This is a genomic window from Levilactobacillus sp. LN180102 (genome assembly GCF_050106635.1).
GTDB lineage: Bacteria > Bacillota > Bacilli > Lactobacillales > Lactobacillaceae > Levilactobacillus > Levilactobacillus brevis.
On sequence record NZ_JBNIIX010000002.1, the window covers coordinates 1 to 20,028 of the forward strand.

Annotated in this window: 19 protein-coding genes and 1 pseudogene; 14 read left to right on the forward strand and 6 right to left on the reverse strand. The window is 47.7% G+C overall.

From position 1 onward, the window contains the following. The 5 genes and pseudogenes from ACP4IT_RS01320 to ACP4IT_RS01340 all read left to right on the forward strand — a co-directional run. Positions 1–106, forward strand: a pseudogene (locus ACP4IT_RS01320) (IS5-like element ISLpl3 family transposase); the annotation flags it as partial. Between the two features lie 124 nt (positions 107–230). Next, positions 231–1,088 carry a DUF3737 family protein gene (locus ACP4IT_RS01325; RefSeq protein WP_128491714.1) on the forward strand — a complete coding sequence of 286 codons (858 nt, stop codon included), beginning with the start codon at positions 231–233 and terminating at the stop codon, positions 1,086–1,088. Then, positions 1,088–2,254: a MalY/PatB family protein gene (locus tag ACP4IT_RS01330; RefSeq protein WP_024855210.1), complete on the forward strand. Its 1,167-nt coding sequence runs from the start codon at positions 1,088–1,090 to the stop codon at positions 2,252–2,254. The genes ACP4IT_RS01325 and ACP4IT_RS01330 overlap by 1 nt, the downstream gene beginning before the upstream one ends. Before the next feature lie 140 nt (positions 2,255–2,394). Further along, complete coding sequence (locus ACP4IT_RS01335; RefSeq protein WP_011667093.1) at positions 2,395–3,348, forward strand: Dyp-type peroxidase; 954 nt, start codon at positions 2,395–2,397, stop codon at positions 3,346–3,348. A 307-nt stretch (positions 3,349–3,655) separates the two neighbouring features. Continuing rightward, positions 3,656–4,885, forward strand: coding sequence for an MFS transporter (locus ACP4IT_RS01340; RefSeq protein WP_024855211.1), 1,230 nt, complete (start codon positions 3,656–3,658; stop codon positions 4,883–4,885). A 35-nt stretch (positions 4,886–4,920) separates the two neighbouring features. On the opposite strand, the gene ACP4IT_RS01345 is transcribed toward ACP4IT_RS01340, so the two are convergent. Further along, a complete protein-coding gene (locus ACP4IT_RS01345) occupies positions 4,921–5,400 on the reverse strand; it encodes a hypothetical protein (RefSeq protein ID WP_015473186.1) in 480 nt (159 codons plus the stop codon). 395 nt (positions 5,401–5,795) lie between these two features. On the opposite strand from ACP4IT_RS01345, the gene ACP4IT_RS01350 reads away from it, so the two are divergent. From ACP4IT_RS01350 to ACP4IT_RS01370, 5 genes are all read left to right on the forward strand, one after another. Continuing rightward, positions 5,796–7,001: a betaine/proline/choline family ABC transporter ATP-binding protein gene (locus ACP4IT_RS01350; protein WP_011667089.1), complete on the forward strand. Its 1,206-nt coding sequence runs from the start codon at positions 5,796–5,798 to the stop codon at positions 6,999–7,001. Next, positions 6,998–7,624, forward strand: coding sequence for an ABC transporter permease (locus ACP4IT_RS01355; protein WP_011667088.1), 627 nt, complete (start codon positions 6,998–7,000; stop codon positions 7,622–7,624). Before ACP4IT_RS01350 ends, ACP4IT_RS01355 begins: the two co-directional genes overlap by 4 nt. Positions 7,625–7,634: 10 nt before the next feature. Then, on the forward strand, positions 7,635–8,567 hold the full coding sequence (locus tag ACP4IT_RS01360; RefSeq protein ID WP_011667087.1) for an osmoprotectant ABC transporter substrate-binding protein: 933 nt from the start codon (positions 7,635–7,637) through the stop codon (positions 8,565–8,567). Between the two features lies 1 nt (position 8,568). Then, positions 8,569–9,231, forward strand: coding sequence for an ABC transporter permease (locus ACP4IT_RS01365; protein ID WP_011667086.1), 663 nt, complete (start codon positions 8,569–8,571; stop codon positions 9,229–9,231). Between the two features lie 152 nt (positions 9,232–9,383). Continuing rightward, positions 9,384–10,715 (forward strand): hypothetical protein, encoded by a 1,332-nt coding sequence (locus tag ACP4IT_RS01370; RefSeq protein WP_011667085.1) that lies wholly within the window; start codon positions 9,384–9,386, stop codon positions 10,713–10,715. 68 nt (positions 10,716–10,783) lie between these two features. Here the strand turns inward: ACP4IT_RS01370 and ACP4IT_RS01375 are convergent, their stop codons facing one another. The 3 genes from ACP4IT_RS01375 to ACP4IT_RS01385 all read right to left on the reverse strand — a co-directional run bounded on the left by ACP4IT_RS01375 (position 10,784) and on the right by ACP4IT_RS01385 (position 15,108). Continuing rightward, positions 10,784–12,325 carry a hypothetical protein gene (locus tag ACP4IT_RS01375; protein WP_426855153.1) on the reverse strand — a complete coding sequence of 514 codons (1,542 nt, stop codon included), beginning with the start codon at positions 12,323–12,325 and terminating at the stop codon, positions 10,784–10,786. Positions 12,326–12,444: 119 nt separating this feature from the next. Next, on the reverse strand, positions 12,445–12,834 hold the full coding sequence (locus tag ACP4IT_RS01380; RefSeq protein WP_011667083.1) for a tautomerase family protein: 390 nt from the start codon (positions 12,832–12,834) through the stop codon (positions 12,445–12,447). Positions 12,835–12,840: 6 nt separating this feature from the next. Next, positions 12,841–15,108: an ATP-binding cassette domain-containing protein gene (locus ACP4IT_RS01385; RefSeq protein WP_035465504.1), complete on the reverse strand. Its 2,268-nt coding sequence runs from the start codon at positions 15,106–15,108 to the stop codon at positions 12,841–12,843. A gap of 179 nt (positions 15,109–15,287) precedes the next feature. Between ACP4IT_RS01385 and ACP4IT_RS01390 the strand changes: the two genes are divergently transcribed. Then, positions 15,288–15,809: a DUF1440 domain-containing protein gene (locus ACP4IT_RS01390; RefSeq protein ID WP_011667081.1), complete on the forward strand. Its 522-nt coding sequence runs from the start codon at positions 15,288–15,290 to the stop codon at positions 15,807–15,809. Between the two features lie 18 nt (positions 15,810–15,827). Continuing rightward, positions 15,828–17,159, forward strand: a complete 1,332-nt coding sequence (locus tag ACP4IT_RS01395; protein WP_128491712.1) for an MFS transporter — start codon at positions 15,828–15,830, stop codon at positions 17,157–17,159. A gap of 165 nt (positions 17,160–17,324) precedes the next feature. Here ACP4IT_RS01395 and ACP4IT_RS01400 read toward each other — a convergent pair whose 3' ends face one another. Then, a complete protein-coding gene (locus ACP4IT_RS01400) occupies positions 17,325–17,870 on the reverse strand; it encodes a MarR family winged helix-turn-helix transcriptional regulator (protein WP_024525833.1) in 546 nt (181 codons plus the stop codon). Between the two features lie 248 nt (positions 17,871–18,118). Between ACP4IT_RS01400 and ACP4IT_RS01405 the strand changes: the two genes are divergently transcribed. After that, positions 18,119–18,358, forward strand: a complete 240-nt coding sequence (locus tag ACP4IT_RS01405) for a hypothetical protein (RefSeq protein WP_011667078.1) — start codon at positions 18,119–18,121, stop codon at positions 18,356–18,358. Between the two features lie 477 nt (positions 18,359–18,835). Here ACP4IT_RS01405 and ACP4IT_RS01410 read toward each other — a convergent pair whose 3' ends face one another. After that, positions 18,836–19,321: a cytidine deaminase gene (locus ACP4IT_RS01410; protein WP_015473176.1), complete on the reverse strand. Its 486-nt coding sequence runs from the start codon at positions 19,319–19,321 to the stop codon at positions 18,836–18,838. 94 nt (positions 19,322–19,415) lie between these two features. On the opposite strand from ACP4IT_RS01410, the gene lepB reads away from it, so the two are divergent. Then, on the forward strand, positions 19,416–20,000 hold the full coding sequence (gene lepB, locus ACP4IT_RS01415; protein ID WP_011667076.1) for a signal peptidase I: 585 nt from the start codon (positions 19,416–19,418) through the stop codon (positions 19,998–20,000). Positions 20,001–20,028 lie beyond the last annotated feature (28 nt).

Genomic DNA, 20,028 nt, shown 5'->3' on the forward strand with positions numbered 1-20,028 from the left:
CAATCAGTTGAAGAACTTTCGTAGGATTGCAACGCGTTATGATAAGCTCGCTCATGTTTATCTGGCTACGGTTTACATTGCCTCAATTTGCATCTTACTTAAGTAGTTTTCAGACGGACCCTAAATGACTTGCCTTAAAGCCACTCGAAGGGACTAGACTAGTTACTAGTGAGCGAGTACGCCTCACCAATTCTAGTAACTTCAACGGATAAAAGGAGTCGACAACACACTTGACTACAGAAATTAATCAACAAACTTTAACTGGCGAACGGGCCTTGTTTCAAGGTCACGATCTCCACATTACCAATAGCACCTTCGTCGATGGTGAATCCCCATTAAAGCACGCGCGTAATGTCGCCATTGATCACACTATCTTCAAATGGAAGTACCCATTATGGTACGCCCATCGCGCTAATCTAACGCACACGACGTGGCAGCCAGACGCTCACGCTGGTATTTGGTACACAGACGATCTCACCATGCAGCACAGCTTGATTCGGGCCACTAAAACCTTTCGGCATGCTAGTCATCTCCAGCTGGACGATGTAACTTTTGCGGACGCTGGTGAAACCCTTTGGTGGTGCCAAGACGTTGATTTGCGTAACGTGACGGCAACGGGTGATTACTTCGGCATGAATAGTGAAAATGTCTATGCTGATCACCTAAAAATCACCGGGAACTATGCCTTTGACGGTAGTAAAAATGTCGAGGTTCATCATTCTACGTTAATTACCCATGACGCCTTCTGGAATTGTGACAACGTCACTGTTTATGATTCCACCATTATCGGCGAGTATTTAGCGTGGAACACCAAGAACATTACCTTCGTCAACTGTTGGCTTGAAAGCGATCAAGGCCTGTGTTACGTGGATCATCTCACGCTCAAAAACTGTTCGCTTATCAATACCGACTTGGCCTTCGAGTACTGCACGGATATCGACGCCACCATCAATACGGCAATTGATAGCGTGAAAAATCCGGTTAACGGCCAAATCACCGCACCCGCAATTGGTCAGGTAATCTTCGATGATCCCGCCATTGACGAACACCGTACCACCATTACAACTACCAAGGAGGCATTACCGTAATGCAGTATGATTTTTCAGAAATGATCGACCGGCGCCATACTGACTCAGTTAAGTGGGACGTCCAAGACAACGAGCTCCCCATGTGGGTAGCAGATATGGACTTCCGGACCGCCCCCGGCATCATCAGCGCTATCAAACAAAAGGCGGACGGCGGCATCTTTGGTTACGAAGAGGTTCCCGCAGCTTACTTTGAAGCCGTACAACACTGGTACGCCACGGAACATAACTGGGCCCCTAATACGGATTGGATGCGTTTTGTGACTGGTGTTGTGCCTGCACTCTCTTCAGCTGTCCGCCGTTTGAGTCACGTCGGCGATAACGTCTTGGTGCAAGCGCCCGTCTACAATATCTTCTATAATTCGATCGTCAATAACGGTCGGCACGTCTTATCTAGTGACCTGCAATTTCACGCGGGCGCCTATACTATTGACTGGGACGATCTCGCGGCAAAGATGGCAGAACCCCTCACGACCATGATGATCCTCTGTAACCCCCACAATCCAGTCGGTAAGGTCTGGACATCGGCGGATCTGCAACATATCGCGGAACTGGCGGCCACCCATCACGTCACCGTCTTTAGTGATGAGATTCACGGTGACATCACGGATGACGGTCATGGCTATACGCCATTTGCCGCTGTAAGTGACTTGGCGGCTAATCTTAGTGTGACGGCGGTATCTCCTAGCAAGACCTTTAATGTCGCTGCCTTACACGCTGCGACTCTGATCATTCCCAACGAGAACTTACGCAACCAAGTCGACCGGGGGATCAATACCGACGAACTGGCGGAACCCAACGCTTTTGCCATCCCTGGCTCGATTGCGGCCTATACAACTGGCTCACAGTGGGTTCATGAATTAAACGCAACAATTACGGCTAATAAGCAGACTCTCACGACGTTCGTACGGCAACAACTACCAGAGCTACACGTGATTGCTGGTCACGCCACCTATCTGGTCTGGATTGACTGTCGCGATGTCACCCATGATACTCAGGCCCTGTGCTCGGCAATTCGGCAAACAACCGGCTTGTTCATCTCTGCCGGTGCGGTCTACGGCGGTGACGGTCACGACTTCGTCCGTATCAATGTGGCTTGTCCCCCAGCTCGCTTACAAGACGGCTTGAATCGTCTGGCGGCGGGCATCCATCAGTTTGAACAGGCTTAAATCTTTGAGCTTAAGCTATAGCTTAGGCTCTTTTTATGTATCATTATTTCGTAACCATTATCACTCGATAACTTATTCACCGTCTAACGCTGAGATCATGCTATACTAAAATCGATTATTAGAATTAGGGGGATGTTCTTATGTCAATCAATCCAGCTGACGCGCAAGATGTCTACCGTGACGCCGGCGATAATATCATGTTTACCACGTATCTAATTAACCGTGATGACCTATCAGGCGACCGTGAAGCATTGGCCGAATTTGCCGACCGTTTGGCCGCAATTGAGCGTAGTATGGCAATTCGCTATCCAGATGCTGATTTAAAAGTTGCTTTCGGTATTGGCGCAACGGCTTGGCGGCTTCTTTTTCCTACAGCCAACCGACCGAAAGAACTCGTTGATTTCACCGGCGTAACCGGACCTAAATACAGCGCACCGGCAACTCCGGCTGACCTATTCCTACACGTCCGGGCCAAAACGATGGCCGTCGTCTACGAAGTGCTCGATCAAGCCCGTGAGTTCTTACGTGATTGGACCACCGTTGTCGATGAAACACCGGGGTTCCGGTATTTTGAGGGCCGAGCAATCATCGGCTTCATCGATGGAACCGAAAATCCCGCTGGTCAGGATGCCACGCAGTACGCATTGATCGGCGATGAGGATCCTGAATTTATTAATGGTTCTTACGCCTTTGCTCAGAAGTACACCCACAATATGGACGCGTGGAATGGCCTGCACACCGAGGATCAAGAAAAGGCGATTGGTCGCCACAAATTCAGTGATCGGGAACTAGACGATGACGAAAAGCTACCGAATGCCCATAACATTGCCTCGCAAGACAACGATGGTGATATTGAACACAAGATTGTCCGCATGAATGTGCCCTACGCTGAACCGGGTAAAGGGATCGTTGGAACTTACTTTATTGGCTACGCACGGCACTTTACCGTGACGCAACGCATGTTAACCAACATGTTTAGCCAAAGCGATCGCCTACTGGACTTCAGCACCCCTATTACTGGGGCGGCCTTCTTCATCCCATCGCGGCGACTCTTAGAAAAGATTGCCGATGGTGCGTATTTCCCACAAGACTAGTCTCTAATGAGTGGCATGAACGACCATTAGTTGATCCACATTGAATTAATCACTATTTGGAAACCCGAAACGTCTAGGACTCTGGCCCTAGGCGTTTTTTATTTTCAACCGTAACCTAAACTTAATTTCATTGAGTGGTAGCCCCTTATTTAAACCATTGCGAGCGCATACAAATGAGTCGTTAACGTTGACCTTCCGCGGCTATGGGCGTATCTTAGTAAAGTTACCATTACGGATAAGACACAATTGGTTCGCGTTACCTAGGGTAACCTGATCAATTAATTCAAGTTATAGGAGTTGACATATTTTGGACGAAGCCGAAAGAGAGCGCGGGCCTTGGCGGCGTAATCTGCGGGTTCTCTGGTTCTGTACGTTCGTTGCCGGCATGGCATTTAGTGAGATCATGCCATTTTTATCGTTATATATTAGTAGTCTTGGCGATTACACCAAGTCACAAGTCACCATGTATAGTGGCCTCGTGTACGCTGCTGACTTCTTTGTCAGTGCCATTGCTTCCCCCCTTTGGGGAATGGTTGCCGATCGCAATGGTCGTAAGCTCATGTTAATGCGCGCTTCATTAGGTACGGCCGTAGCCATGGCCTTAATGGGCTTTGCCACCAGCGTTTGGCAGTTAGTGGCCTTACGGGCATTACAGGGTGTCTTTGCCGGATTCATTTCTAATGCCCAGGCGTTAGTCGCCTCGCAAACACCCCGTAAACACAGTGGGGCTTCCCTCAGCACATTAATGACCGGTGTCACGAGTGGCATGCTACTAGGTCCGGTCATCGGTGGGGTTTTGGCCCAGGTCTTCTCCATTCGATTGACCTTTTTTATCACAGCCTTATTGCTCTTCTCAACGTTTATTTTAAGTTGGGTCTTCGTTGAAGAACAGTTCAAGCCCGTCGTCAAGCAACCTGGGGCGGCTAAAAGTCATAATCCACTGGCAGCCTTCCCTAATCCCAAATTAATTCTGGTCTTGTTATCCTCAACGCTCATTGTTCAATTTGGGAATATCTCCATCTCCCCCATTATTAGCTTGTACGTCAAGGAACTCATGCATAACATCGGTCCCATTACGGTAGTTGCTGGGATAATTGCCGCATTACCGGGGATTTCAAACATTTTTGCCTCACCCCGATTAGGTCGTTACGGCGATCAACACGGCTCGGGAAAAGTCTTGATCTTCGGCTACGTCTTTGCCTTTCTCATGTATTTACCGCAGGGCTTTGTCACCAGCGTCTGGATGTTAGGGATTCTGCGCTTCATGATTGGCATCTCTGACGGGGCATTGTTCCCAGAAATCCAAACCCTACTGACCAAAAACTCGCCAGTCGAACTGACGTCGACGGTCTTCAGTTGGAATCAGTCCTTTCAGTCAATCGGTAATATGCTGGGGTCACTGCTGGGTGGTTGGATTGCCGGTGTCTTTAATTACAACGCCGTCTTTATCTCAACCGCTCTGCTCATGCTGATTAACCTGTTACTGGTTTGGTGGCTAGTTCCTGAAATTCGCCGCTCTAAAACCCAAGCCGCATAAAAAAACGCGTTGTCCTGATGGGCAACGCGTTTTCTTTAACTCATCATTTGTTCAATGGGAAAAGACGTTTCGGGGTCAAAAACCGCCGTTGGTGCTGGATTAACCGCCAGCAACGTGCTTACGCCAGCAAGTCCATCAACCAAGTCGAAGTTTAAATGCGCCGTCATTAATCGGCGCCGGGCATCGCGGATTTGTCCCGGCAATTCAACAATGTCATCGGTCCGACTCACAATCACCTGTGACGTTCCGGTAGCCTGAGCGGCCGTAATTAATGTCGTCACAGTATTAGCTAACTTAATGGTTGGGATCAAAGCCACCACGATGTCTTGATCCATCATAGCAGCCGTCAAACCACCTTCGTCGAGTGTTTCCTCAGTTAATGCGGTTACCGTTTGGGGGAGGGTCACTGCACTAGGGGTGTACACCGTCAGCTGAAGCTGATCATTTTCACTTAGTTGTCGGACAAAGGTTTGGCTGGTCGCATCCATTGCGCCAGCAAGCAGGATTCGTTTCAAGATCGTAACTCCCTTTCGGTTTTGTTGATGTTATGGAGTATACAGGGTTCGAGCAGGTCGAAGGCAACCCTTTTTTGGGTAAAAAATCCACTCCTCTTAATAAGAATTTTCTTATCAAAAAACAGATTTTGACTATCGCCACCCAAGCCGATAGGTACAGCGTTTTGACCGGGTTGTTCAGTCATTTACATGACATGATTATCAACACCAGGAATTGTATCCGTTTGGAAATTACTGGTAAATCGTGTACAATAGGTTTAATCGTAAGCCGAAAAATCAAATACGACCGGTCCCCAGGTTGCTCCCGCTCTGACGTGTGCTCCCGGCACACCGATCGTCTTTTTATTTCCGGCACTTTGCCGGTTCAGTAACATCATTACTCAGGAGGTTAATCTATGCTACTTTCAATGGAACATCTACGTAAAGAATATCCCAACGGTAAAGTTGCCGTTGACGACTTCAACCTTGAAGTCGACCGCGGTGAATTTATTGCTTTTATTGGGACCTCTGGTTCCGGGAAGACCACGACCATGCGGATGATTAACCGTATGCTCAACCAAACTTCTGGTACCATTAAGATCAACGACAAGGACATCTCGAAGATGGACCCCGTCAAGCTCCGTCGTTCAATCGGTTATGTCATTCAAAATATCGGGTTAATGCCCCACATGACGATTCAAGAAAATATTGAAATCGTCCCTAAATTGCTGGGCTGGTCTAAAGAAAAACGGGCTAAACAAGCCCATAAAATGATTGAACTGGCTCAACTCCCCGATGAGATGCTGCAACGCTACCCTGGTGAATTATCCGGTGGGCAACAACAACGGATTGGGGTCGTACGTGCCTTGGCCGCTGACCAAGAAATCATTCTAATGGATGAACCCTTTGGTGCCTTGGACCCAATCACGCGGGAATCATTACAGGATTTAGTCAAACATTTACAAGAGGACTTGGGTAAAACCTTTATCTTTGTGACGCATGATATGGATGAAGCCCTCCACCTAGCAACCAAGGTGGTCATTATGAGTCAAGGTAAGCAGGTTCAAGTGGATACGCCCGAAAACATCTTGCGTCACCCGGCCAACGAATTCGTTACGAACTTGATTGGTGAAGAACGCTTGATTCGCGCCCAACCAAATATCCTGTCCGTTAGTCAAATCATGTTAAAGAACCCTGTTGCTATTACGCCGGATAAGACGTTAGACGATGCCATTGACGTCATGCATGATCGTCGAGTGGATACCTTGCTGGTTACAGATGCCAATGGGGTCTTACAAGGCTACATTGACTTAGACGATATTAACCGGACGACTGATCCACATACGCCAATCAGTGAGCTGACGAACGAAAAGGTCTTTTATGTCAAAGCTGACTCGCTAATCGGTGATACCGTTGATCGGATTCTCAAACAGGGGGTTAAAAACGTTCCAGTCGTTGATAAACAAAAACGGCTCGTCGGGATCGTCACACGGACCGCATTGGTTGATATCGTGTATGACGCTTTGCGTGGAGCACCAGAAGCTGATGAAACTCCCGCTTCCCCAATCAATGCTGATATTCACGCAGCAGCCACTCATGAAGGGGGCGACACCGAGAAATGATACATTTTCTAGCGACTTATGGGACACAGCTGATCAGTAAGACCGGCCAACATCTCTACATTTCGGCAGCGGCACTCGCTCTGGGCGTTATCGTAGCCGTTCCGCTGGGAATTTTACTGACGCGAATGAAACACGGCGCGAATTTTGTGATTACGTTAGCTGGTGTCCTTCAAACGATTCCTGCCATGGCATTATTAGCCATGATGATTCCCATCTTTGGGATTGGATCGACACCAGCCATCGTCGCCCTATTCATCTACTCACTACTTCCCATCTTGCGGAACACCTATTTGGGGATGCAAGGGGTCTCACCAACCGTTCGTGATGCCGCTAAAGGCATGGGCATGACTTGGTGGCAAATGATGCTGCGAGCCGAAATTCCCTTAGCAGCTCCCGTGATTATGGCCGGTATTCGGCTCTCAGCAACCTATGTGATTGCTTGGGCAACGTTGGCATCTTATATCGGTGCTGGTGGCCTAGGTGACTTCATTTTCAATGGTTTGAACCTCTACCGTTCCGACTTAATCTTGGGCGGGTCAATTCCGGTTATCCTGTTGGCACTAATCGTCGATTACTTATTGGGTAAACTGGAAACAGCCGTGACACCACGGCAATTACGATAGGAGGCTCGTTATGCGCAAACACTTACGAAAATGGCTCGCTGGACTTTTGGCCGCTGTCATCCTCTTACCACTGGGTGGCTGTTCCTTACCAGGTCTAGCTGGTTCAGGTAATGATACAATACGAATTGCCTCGCAAAATACGACTGAGCAACAAATCATGGCCTATATGATTGCGGGCATGATTGAACATGACACAAACTTAAAAACATCGATCATCAATAACCTCGGGTCCGGAAATGTTAGTTTTAACGCGTTAAAGAATGGCAACGCCGATATTTCCGCCATTCGTTTCTATGGGACCGACCTTACCACGATTCTTAACGAGAAATTCGAACGAGACCCGGCCAAAGTTAAGGCAACGGTGACGAAAGGGTTTCAAGATCGGTATCACATGACCTACTTTAAGACGTATGGCTTCGCGGATACTTACGCGTGGATGGTCACCCAAAAGTATGCCAAGCAGCATCACTTAAAGACCGTCAGTGATATGAAAAAATTAGCGCCTAAGATGAAGGTCGGCATCGACCAAATTTGGCAAAACCGCCAAGGCGACGGGTATCCATCGTTCCAAAAAATGTATGGTTATAGCTTTGGCACCGTTTATCCGATGCAGACTGGACTGCTCTATGATGCCTTATCGGCTAATAAAATGGATGCCATTCTTGGCTACTCCACTGATGGTCGGGTTGCCAGTTATCATCTGAAGTTACTGAAGGATGATAAGCATTTCTTCCCACCATACGATGCCAGTCCAGTGGCCACTAACGCCATTTTGAAAAAGCATCCGGAACTGAAACCCGTCTTAGAAAAACTCGAGGGTAAGATCTCGTTGAAGACCATGCAGGAACTGAACTACAAGGTTGACGACGAACTTGAAGAACCGCAGACAGTTGCCATGAATTATTTGAAACAACACCACTACTTCGAAGGAGGGAACAACTAACATGAAAGACATGGGTCTGTTTAGCCAGTTGGTCTATTACTTTAGCCACAACGGGATGTACGTGCTCAGTCAATTTAACCAAACGTTCCTCGTTTCGATTTATGGGGTGCTGTTGGGTGCAATTGTCGGGATTCCATTAGGCATTTGGATCTCCCAATATCGGCGGTTATCCCCCGTCATTATCGGGATTGCCAATGTGATTCAAACTATCCCCTCGTTAGCCATGCTATCGATCTTGATGCTAGGACTGGGATTGGGCCAAACGACGGTTATCGTCACGGTCTTTCTTTACTCACTCCTCCCGATTATTAAAAATACCTACACCGGGATGTTGAGCGTTGACCGCGACGTCTTAGATGCCGGAAAGGGGATGGGGATGACCGGCTTTCAAATCATGAAAACCATTCGGCTCCCCCTTTCCTTATCCGTCATTATCGCCGGGATTCGTAACGCCTTAGTTATCGGTATCGGGATTACCGTTATCGGTTCCTTCATCGGTTCTGGTGGTCTTGGTGACATCATTGTCCGGGGAACTAACGCAACTGATGGTGGAGCTATTATCTTAGCGGGGGCGTTACCAACCGCCTTGATGGCCATCATTACCGATTTGGTGTTATCCTTTATTGAAAAGCGATTAACGCCTAAGACCTCTTCGGAACGTTAATTCATTCGTTATTACTGGTAAATAAGCCATGTTGTCAAAACTTCAAGTTCTGGCGACATGGCTTATTTAGGTGACCTTATGACCCTACATTAAGCATCCCATCCAGGGAATTTGCTATACTAGGACTAAATAATTTTGAGGAGCTGATGACGGTGGCCCGTTTCCGGCAAACCGGTATTGATTTTTCTATTGGTACACTAAACTTTCTAGCTAACGTGGGGATCATGTTGCCCTACATTTTAATTTTGTTGCGCTATCAGCAAACCCAAAGTACCACGTTTCTGATTGCTCTAGTCGCCTTTTATATTTCACGAGCAGCCAGCATCTTTTACACCAAGCGGTTAAATCTTAATTCGACGACGTATCTACTGGTCACCCTGATTTTAGGTGCACTGGGGAGCTTGCTATTTGCCCTCAGTTCTAGTGTCGGTTGGCTCATCATCGGGAGCCTCTTATGGGGATACAGCGCTGCTACGATCTGGCCCTACTTTTTGACGATCAAGCTTCACCTGACCCATACCACCAGCTTCAAAATGAAACGTCTCTACTGGTTGGTCTTTGCCTTATTAGGCATCATGCTGGCAATCGATTTGTCCTTAGGCCTCAGTTATACCCTGACTTTCAGTGTTCTGGCCTTACTTTATCTCGGCGCCATCCCCGGTGGTGTCTTACTGGGGAACTTCGTCAACGATTTCTACCAACATCGTTCGCACAAGATTCATCGACTACATCACATCTGGCGCTGGTTACTGTCCTTGATTGGCTTTGCCGGCATCGCCGTATTAACCACTTTACGCAAAGCACATTTAAATCTCCCAAGTTGGGTAACGTTAACCATTATTGCCATCGCTTTGATCGTCTTCTCAATAGAGTTGTATAGCGATCGCCATGTACTCCCCGATTACAAGATGCGCCTGTTAAATCGGGGCTTCTTAATTAGTTTTGTTCTACTGTTCAACAGCTTTTTTGCCTATTTTTATTGGGGAAGCATCGGCATGTACCTCGTCTTCGGGTTGTATTTACTGGGTTTTGAAGCCGGCTATGCCGTTTTCCAAGTACTCGCCAAACACCAAACGGCTTTGGCCCAGCGTCTCAGTCAGGGCAGTCTCATCGTGGGACACCTCTTATTGCTCATTCCTTGGCGGCTAAGCTACCTCGTGGCCCTCTTACTGATTACGCTTTATATCGGCTACGATAACCCCACCATCAATACGACCCTTTATGAAGCCACGGATATTGATCACGATCTTGCTATCGTTCATAAATACCGCTTCTCAACTTATGGTGGCTTATTAGGTCAACTGACCATGTTCGGCCTGTTAGTCGCCGTAAGTGCCATTATGGCCCAGCCATTGCTGGCATTCTTTAGCCCCACAAATGCCGACCATTTCTGGTTGTACAATGTCGCCTTGAACTGGCCGCTTATTCTGATATCGCTGGGAATTTCATTGGGAAATATCCGTCATGAACCTCAGCATATTTAACTAAAAATGAGACCATCCTGATGGATGATCTCATTTTTTGATTACCTACTGGCTAATACACATAACCATCAGTCATCCACAGTTTCTTTCAACAACTCCGTTACCAGCTTAGCCGTTGCCTTGGCCCGACCGGCCCGTTGATCCGCTTTAACTAAGTAATAACGATGTAAGGCCGACAGCGTCACCGCTTCTGTAGCGGTTGGCAAGGCGTACAGCCGATGATACTGCGCGACAACTGTCGCAAAGTCTGCTTGTGACGTTATCAATTGCCGAAGTTGGCTGGGCGTCACGTGATTTTTCTTGGCCGGTACCCAACCAGTGGCAGGTTGTTCGGCCAACCGCACTTGAAAAGCTTGTCTCAGCTTTTCGGGCCACGTTGCCGGAATAACTGGAGACTGCTGCCAAGATTCCCGTAACCTCAATAGCGTCGCATAACAGGCATCGGATAATTGCCGGCCCTCCCAGCAATCCCGCAGCTGCGTCAATCGTTGTCGCCGCTGGTCAGCTGTCAGTTCAAACCCTAGTGCTGCATTAAAGACGTCATCATCCCAATCCCGCTGGCGCTGCGCGGCCAACTGCCGGCTGAACCGATTCAGATCAGCGACTAGGTAACGGGGCACAATTTGAAGCCGCGTATCCGTGATTTGGCCCGCCCGTGCAAATTCAGTTGCCATCACGCCGAGTTGATAAGAATTTACCAATTGGCCGAGTGCTGGTGGCATGGTGATTCCACGCAAACGCTGTTTAAATTGAGGCAAGGGTAAATGTTGCACCATTAAGGCGGCTACTGCCTGTAAATAGGTCTGATAGCTAGTTGACGCACGCAACTGTTGTTCTGCCGTGAGCTGCGCTTGATCGGCCGCCTGCCAGGCAGCTGCCGCTTCTTTTTCAGCCAGTTGGGCCTGCTGTTGAACGGCGTGTTGTTGTTGGACTTGTTGCCGTTCAGCCATTTGGCGATCAACCGCCTGCAATTGCGTATATTCTGCCAAATAAGGCGATAATTGGGTTTCTGGCAATGTCTGTTGGCGGTGCTTTAAATAACCGGTGACCGTTGTCTTCGTCCCATTCTTCACCCAATGCTGACGTCGGCGATGCTGTTGTGGTAAGTGGGGCAAGGCCTGTTGATCCCATAGTATTTCAGGAACCTGGGGATACTGTGCCGTCAGGTCATCATACTGGGCCACTGCGTGAAAGTTATCCTCCGTTGTAATGGTCATCAAGTATTGCATCTCATCACTCATGAACTTCTTGACGCACTCCGACCCCACCAAAATCTCATGTCCATCCGTTCGCAACACCACATGGTACTCGTAGCGCACCGGCTTATGGCACAACGCACAATGGTGCCAGTCTGCGCGTCGATCACTCGCATTAATGGCATACGGTAACCGCGCTAACAACTTCCAAACATCACTGCCTTGAACCAACCAGTTCACTCGTTGATCCAGTAAGAGTTGCCGAGTAGACCGCGACAGAAAATCACTACTGTCTTTAATGGTTGGGTGATCACGCAAAAGTGGCATAACCCGCGTCAGCTCCGTTAATTGTAGTGCTGGCTGACTCAGCTGTAAGAAACGATTCTCAGCTGGCGTTAAAATTGTGGTTGCCATTAAGCCATTTCCTCCATCCTCAAAAATCATGTTCTTTCAGTCTACCATAATTCGACAAAAATGGGGAACGTACGTTTAATTAGCAGCAAAAAAAGACGACCAACCGGCCGCCTCTTTTATCATAATTTACCATTCAAAAACTGTGCTTCCCCGTTGCCGAAACTCCAATCGGCCTTAGTATTGGTGACCAGATTAATCATAATATCACTGGGGGCCACATCTGTGTGCGTACTTAGCTCCTGAACCAATCGCGCATAGAACCGTTCTTTATCAGCCTCCGCACGCGGGCTAGAAGTTAAGCTGAACAATAAAAACTTGGTCGATCGTGGGAGTCCCAATCCGACGTCTTCAATCACCATTTCTTCTGGCTCATGTTGTGTGACGACCTGATAACGGTCACGGGGCAACAAATGAAATTCCTCAGAGGCTACCTGATAAGCAATATCCAAAATCTGACGAATCTCCGCTTTACTACGGCCACGAATCATATCAACTCGCATTAATGGCATAACCCATCATCCTTTCGTATCCTGTTGCCACTGTTTCAAAGCAACACCTGTTTTCGAATCAGCAACTGTCACGGACTGTCGTGGCGTTCCACTGTACTGAATGCGACCACCATAACGACCCGCATCAGGACCTACGTCGATTAACCAGTCAGCCTGACTGATCACGGCCAAGTTATGCTCAATAATGATTAATGAGTTGCCAGCTTCTACCAATTCATTAAACAATTTCAATAACCGTGCCGTATCCTGCAAATGCAACCCAGCGGTGGGTTCATCTAAAAGATACACCGTCCCTTGCTTACCCAATTCAACCGCCAGCTTTAAACGTTGTAGCTCACCACCCGATAAAGTAGTCAACGGTTGTGCCAACGTCAAGTACCCCAGACCGACCCGATCCAAGTTGGCTAACTTCTTGGCAATCGCTGGTGTATCCGCAAAAAATGTGGCCGCAGCTGTCACGGACATTTGGAGAACCTCCGCAATGTTTTTATCTTGATAGTGGTACTGTAACGCTGTGTCACTATAACGTTTCCCGTGGCACAGCTCACACGTTTGGACAACCGGGTCCATGAAGGCCATGTTAGTAATGGTGACCCCTTTACCCTTACACCGGGGACAAGCGCCTTTACCATTATAACTAAAGAGGCTCGTACCTACCCGACCGTTAGCTTGGCTAAAGAGCTTACGAATATCATCCAAAATCCCTAGATAAGTTGCTGGCGTCGAACGAATGTTAATCCCTACCGGTGCTTGCGCCAAATCAATATAGTCATCCTGCAGATGCGCCTTAATGGCCGTCACCAGGGAGGACTTACCCGAACCGGCGACACCAGAAATGACCGTCATCACGCCCAGTGGCACATCGATATTCACATCTTGTAAATTATTTTGGGTGATCTTTCTGAGCGCTAATTGTCCCGTGGGTTGCCGTTCGGGTCCCCAGTGATGGGGTTCACGCAGCCACTTCCCCGTTAACGTATCTGACGCCAGTAGGTCTGCGTAACTACCAGTAAACGTTACGGTACCACCACCTTGACCAGCTTGTGGTCCCATTTCAACAACATAATCGGCAAACGCAATCATAGCCGGATTGTGCTCAACCACTAGCACGGTATTCCCCTTATCCTTCAGCTTCGTTAGGGCCTGCTTAATCAGCTGAATATCATGCGGGTGCAACCCCACGCTGGGTTCATCTAAAATATAGACCATATCAACCAAGGAACTGGTCAGATACTTCGCAATTTTTATCCGTTGGGCCTCACCACCAGATAGCGAACTCGTCCCCCGATCCAAGGTTAGATATCCCAGACCAATCGCCACTAATGACTGAATCTTCGTCGTTAATTCACGCACGACGTCGGCCGCCAGTGGGACTGTAATTTGTTGTAAGAACGCTAACACGTGGCGTAAATCCATTGCACTGACCTGCGCAATATTTTGCCCGTTAATTCGGTTTTTCAACACTTCTGGTTTTAGGCGCGTTCCCTGACACGTGGGACAGGGTTTGCGCGTCACAATCGCCGCAATTGCTTCTCTATGATGTGCCGCCTCTTTTTTACCAATAATCGATCGGCGAATCCGCGGAACGACACCTTCATATAATGCTGTCCGCGGAAAACCAGCTCCTGGATGCGCTAATCGCTGCTGGGGCGCATGCATCAAGAGTTCATATTCGGCCGGCGTATAGTCTTTCAACGGCTTATCGTTATCAAATAGCCCGCTCGTCCCATATCGTCGCCAGCGCCAGGTGCCCGGATCAAAGCTGACGAAGGTAATGGCACCTTCATTTAACGACTTCTCCGGGTCAATCAGCTTACTTTCATCAATGTCATCAACGTAGCCCAATCCCTGACACGTGGGACACATCCCCTGTGGTAAGTTAAACGAAAAGCTATCAGAGTAGCCAATAAATGGCTGCCCAATTCGCGAAAATAGTAGCCGTAGCAACGAGTAAATCCCCGTATATGTTGCCAACGTTGACCGCGCATTTTTTCCCAATCGCTGTTGTTCAATCACAATCGCCACGGGTAAATGTGCAATTTGTCCCACGTGGGGTTGACCAAACTTCGGCAGATATTGCTGGGTAAAACTCGGGAAAGTTTCATTCAATTCGCGACGCGAGGCGGCCGCAATGGTATCGAAAACTAATGATGATTTTCCCGAGCCGGATAGGCCCACAAAGACCGTTGTTTGGTACTTAGGTACTCGTAAATTAACGTGCTTCAAATTATTTTGGGTGGCGTCTTGAATCTCAATATAACCTTGCTCAAACATGTTTGCCATGCCGCGCTCCTCTCTCACTCAATTGACAGTAACAATTCCTTCATGACTCTCTTATCAGCTTAACATATCTAAAACCATCCAGATGGCCTCACGCTTCAAGCAAATTTCCCCCTAAATTCTGGTAAGACCGGTATACTCAATAGTGTACTTACTTAAAGGAGGTAGTCATCGTGACCTTATTTGATCATCGTCATTTAAATTTACCCGCAGCGATCATTGCGGGCGGCGCGGCTGGTATCATTTCTGGCTTCGTTAAGCTCGGTTGGGAGAATGTGTTGCCCCCCCGAACCGCAAAACGAGACGCCGTCAATCCACCAGAAACCTTAATGAAACAGGTTGGCATTCCAGATAGCATCTTAAACGCTAGCTATCACTACTCCGGACACGAGATTCCTTGGGCTGGCTTTGTCATCCACTTTGGCTTTTCAACCACTTTCGCGGTGCTATACCAAATTCTCGGTGAAAAGGTACCCGCCATCAAAAAGGATGCCGGTACTTGGTTTGGACTAGCCATCTGGGTAGCCTTCCATCTCGGCATCATGCCCGCCATGGGCACCGTTCCCACCGCTAAAGAACAGCCAAAAGACGAACACATTTCCGAGGCCCTCGGCCATATCGTCTGGATGGTTACCAACGATCTGGTTGGTACCGACGTTTATCGGCGGTTAACGCAACAAAGTCATCGCCATTAGTGGCACGGAGGTAACCCGTTGAACTCTCCTTGGCAAACAAAGTGGCCTGAACGTATTAGCTATGGCCTGAGTGATGCAGCCGATAACTTGGTCTTTCAAATGATGACCACGTATCTCCTGTTCTTTTATACTGATATTTATGGCCTGTCAGCTAGTGCCGCCGCTATTTTATTTATCGTTGCGCGGCTGGCTGATGTGGTTGAAAGCCTGCTCATCGGTGTGATGATTGATCACACGCATTCTAAATGGGGCAAGAGTCGCCCCTTTTTCCTCTGGTACGCCTTGCCGTACGTATTGTTTGCCGTGCTGACCTTCGTCACCCCGCCATTCGGTGCCCAAGGAAAACTTATTTGGGCATACGTGACTTACCTGGGCCTGGGTTTCTTTTACACCGCGGTTAACCTACCCATTACTTCAATCCTACCGACCATGACCCAAAACGAATCTGAACTAACGCTCCTAGGGGTCATCCGTCAATTCGGTGGTAGCTCGGTGCAAATTATCGTGGCCGTCTTCACATTGCCACTGGTTGCTTGGTTCGGCCACGGCAATCAGCAACGTGGATTTTTACTCACAATCATTTTGTTTGGCGCCATCTCACTGGCATTAATCTGGAATACCTTTTTCCACGTTCGTGAGCGCTTTACCAATCCAGAACATGCTCACCAATCGTGGCGAGCTGTCGGTCGGATGCTACGACGTAACCAACCGTGGTTAATCATCTCTGTGGTCATCTTGTTATATTGGCTAACCACAGCCATTAAGAACCAAACGACGATTTACTACTTCAAATATATCCAACATAGTGAGGCACTGGTTCCGTGGGCCAACAGCTTTACTTTTGCCGCACTAATTGGTGTCTTGCTGATTGTTCGTGCGGCTCACGTTTGGGGTAAAAAACAAACAATGTTGGGTGGGATCGCCTTGGCCGCCGGTGGTCAACTGATCTTAACGCTAGGGGTCTTGTTCAATCAATTAGTTCCCTTATTCGCGGGTATTCTAATCAATTCAGTTGGTAACGGTTTGATTATCGGTCTAGTTTCCATTATGATTGCCGATACCATTCGTTATGGGATGGCTTTGGGGATTCAAGCCGAGGGCATCTTGGCGTCAACTGATGACTTTGGGGTTAATGTCGGTTTAGGCCTTGGTGGTTTAGTAACGGCCGGATTGTTTCACTTGTCCGGATACGTGGCTAATCACCCGCAAAATACTGCAACACAACACATGATTATTTTAAATTATGCTTGGTTGCCACTACTGTTATACATCGTCATGTTTGTTACCTTGTTGTTCTACAATGAACGTCGCTTAAAGCTCACCCTTGATCAGCAAAGTGACCGTGATTAAAAGAAGCCGAGTTCTCAGAAGATCTTTCGTCCTGAGAACTCGGCTTCTTTTATTAAACGCGTCTGAATCCGTGTTAATTGCCACGTGTATCATCCATTCGCTTTAACCCAAAAGTAGCCCGAAACCTCCGTTCCGCGCTACTTCCTCGTTAAGATCAATCTTAAGCTATTCAGCCGTACGGCCATGACTGTTCCGGCTACGGTTGGAATTCCGGCGCTTATCATGTAAGCTATCGAATCCAACGAAGCCCGCCGCAATAGCCCGTTCGTTGGCTTTGTGTAAGACCTTGATAAACCGTTCAGCTTCTTCTTTACCACCAAAGAATTCTAGCCAACGGTGGAACCGTTCATCCGTTGCCTGGGATAAGTTCCGTTGAACCCGGCTACCAGCCGCCGTTAACGTAATATATTTGACACGGCGGTCGTTAGGGTCAACCTTTTGCATCACATAATTTTCCTTTAACAGAACGTTTACTTGGCGCGCAATTGCACTCTTCGAAACGCCCTCCAATTTAGCTAATTCCACCAACGTTTGACCATTCTTGCTCCGTGCCACGTTATCCATGACCATGAATGCTTCGAAAGTCAAATTGTACTTTTGCGTCGGAATGGAAACGAAGTCCCCAATGTACTTAAAAATATGCATGTAGAGATCATCGAATTCCTTTTTTAATTGTGCTTCCGTTACTTCTTCACTAGCTGTCTCTGTCATTATTCGTCCATTACTCCTTTGTTCAGCGTATCCGCTGCCTTTTTTCACCCAACTTTGCGTACGGCTACGGGACCGCATGCATACCCTCTAGGTCTATCATCTGACAACAAGCTTATCAGGTGAATAACCCTGCGTACATTTTACCATGAAATTAAGTTATCCGATAATGTTTCGCAAACTGGTTTCAAAAGTCGAACGTTTGTTCTATAATAATGTACGAAGTGCTTACCACAAAGGATGTGCCCATCATGTACCCGAACAGTCCACAAATTAGGCATCTACTCCAAAATGCCTACCAAAATAACCAAGTTACAACGCTCACCCTCAAAGCGGCCACATACACGGGAACCATCGATTTTATCAGCGATTCCACTGTCTATCTTGGCTTAACTGCTGGTCGTTCCTTAAAAATTCCACTGGCAGATATTACGCATGTTCAACTACACCAATTACAATCTTGGTGGCATCTTTACGAACACTCTAGCTAGTTCCCTTTATTAGTATCGCCTCTCTTCCCCAAAAAATAAAGGGTCTTTAGCAGATCGTTAATGCTTCCAAGGTAATTCTCTGCAAGCGTTGTCTAAAACATGCTTAGCGGGATTCTCACGAAACACCTAACAAAAACACGCATTTAAATTAGTCCTAGTCTAGTTAAATTATACCGCGCCTAGCCCTGAAAAAGTGACCCCAATTTGCAACGACTGGTAACAATCGAAAAGTTACATAGAATGATTGGTTAATTGGATAAGAGCCTACTCCCATGCAGGGTTTGATTGCCAGTTAAAATATCCTACCAACCATTCATAGGGGGATATAAACGATTGGTAGCCTATCATAGATGCTGATTTTCCTTTGTTAAGCCAACCAGTTTACCTCGCTTTATCAGTTCTGGGCTAAAAAATAGCACCTCCAGAAATCAGGATCTGGACGTGCTAATAATCTTATTTAAGATAAACCTACGCTATCTAGTTCAAATCAGTAAAGGCGCCAGGCAAAATTGCGGCTACCGTGGTCGCCGTAAAAGCCCCTTTCTGGTTAGTTAAGTAGATTGGCGCGTCGGCATCAAAGAATTCAGCAATGACCTGGCGACAGATGCCACAAGGGGCAATGGGGCCGTCCGTGTTGCCAGTTACCAATAACGCCGTAAAGTGTGTCTCCCCGGCAGCAATTCCCGAGAAGATAGCCGTTCGTTCGGCACAGTTAGTGGCACCAAACGAGGCGTTTTCAATGTTGCATCCACCATAAATCTTACCACTGGCACCCACAGCCGCCGCACCCACGTGAAAATGAGAATACGGGGTATAAGCCTTATCGAGCATTGCCGTTGCAACCGTTAGTAATTCTTGTTGTTCTGCCATGTTACGGCCTCCTTTTAGGTCAATCAGTTTACACCCTTTATTGTGACACAGTTTAACCGAAAGCGCTACCACTAGATCGTTATTTCTAGTCATTTGGTTAATTTTTCACCAAACAGGCAAACGTTAGGATAAGCTATGCTAGAATGACACCAATCAAGTCTAGTAAACAAGGGAGATCGTCTGACTTATGAAAGTCCTCCGTAACATTCTTAGTTGGGTGGTGCCGATCGTGGTCGCGGTCGTCATTGTCCTACTTGTTCGTACTTATCTATTTGAAGTCGTTAAGGTTTCTGGTGGCTCTATGGAACCCAATCTAACCAACAACGAACGCATGGTTGTCATCAAGCCATTAAAGTTAAAACGACTCAGTGTCATTGTCTTTGACGCCTATGGTGAAGACCCGGCTGCCGCCCCCAACACTAACTACGTCAAACGGGTGATTGGTCTGCCCGGTGACAAGGTGGTCAGCAAGAACGGCTATATTTACGTTAACAACCAAAAAATCAATCAGCCTTTCATCAGTCAGGCCGAACGTACGGGTGGGACCGGCAACTGGACCCTCGCCAGTCTTGCTAAGAAGAACCATTGGACTTACCGCGGCAACACCGTTCCTCAGGGACACTACTTCGTCTTAGGTGACCATCGCAGTATTTCCGAGGATAGTCGCGCTTGGGGTTACGTTGATGCTAACAAAGTGATGGGCGTCGTCAAGGTGCCATTTTGGACCGGAACTCGTCAACATCGAACTAACATTAACACCATGGCTAGTTAATTCCTGGGTCAAAAAAATAGGGCTTCCC

What these genes read in the sequence shown, in the direction of transcription:
- ACP4IT_RS01330 (WP_024855210.1), top strand. Translation starts at nt 1,088, where the DNA reads ATGCAGTATGATTTTTCAGAAATGATCGACCGGCGCCATACTGACTCA.
- ACP4IT_RS01335 (WP_011667093.1), top strand. Translation starts at nt 2,395, where the DNA reads ATGTCAATCAATCCAGCTGACGCGCAAGATGTCTACCGTGACGCCGGC.
- ACP4IT_RS01350 (WP_011667089.1), top strand. Translation starts at nt 5,796, where the DNA reads ATGCTACTTTCAATGGAACATCTACGTAAAGAATATCCCAACGGTAAA.
- ACP4IT_RS01355 (WP_011667088.1), top strand. Translation starts at nt 6,998, where the DNA reads ATGATACATTTTCTAGCGACTTATGGGACACAGCTGATCAGTAAGACC.
- ACP4IT_RS01360 (WP_011667087.1), top strand. Translation starts at nt 7,635, where the DNA reads ATGCGCAAACACTTACGAAAATGGCTCGCTGGACTTTTGGCCGCTGTC.
- ACP4IT_RS01365 (WP_011667086.1), top strand. Translation starts at nt 8,569, where the DNA reads ATGAAAGACATGGGTCTGTTTAGCCAGTTGGTCTATTACTTTAGCCAC.
- ACP4IT_RS01375 (WP_426855153.1), bottom strand. Translation starts at nt 12,325, where the DNA reads ATGGCAACCACAATTTTAACGCCAGCTGAGAATCGTTTCTTACAGCTG.
- ACP4IT_RS01380 (WP_011667083.1), bottom strand. Translation starts at nt 12,834, where the DNA reads ATGCCATTAATGCGAGTTGATATGATTCGTGGCCGTAGTAAAGCGGAG.
- ACP4IT_RS01385 (WP_035465504.1), bottom strand. Translation starts at nt 15,108, where the DNA reads ATGTTTGAGCAAGGTTATATTGAGATTCAAGACGCCACCCAAAATAAT.
- ACP4IT_RS01400 (WP_024525833.1), bottom strand. Translation starts at nt 17,870, where the DNA reads ATGACAGAGACAGCTAGTGAAGAAGTAACGGAAGCACAATTAAAAAAG.
- ACP4IT_RS01405 (WP_011667078.1), top strand. Translation starts at nt 18,119, where the DNA reads ATGTACCCGAACAGTCCACAAATTAGGCATCTACTCCAAAATGCCTAC.
- ACP4IT_RS01410 (WP_015473176.1), bottom strand. Translation starts at nt 19,321, where the DNA reads ATGACTAGAAATAACGATCTAGTGGTAGCGCTTTCGGTTAAACTGTGT.
- lepB (WP_011667076.1), top strand. Translation starts at nt 19,416, where the DNA reads ATGAAAGTCCTCCGTAACATTCTTAGTTGGGTGGTGCCGATCGTGGTC.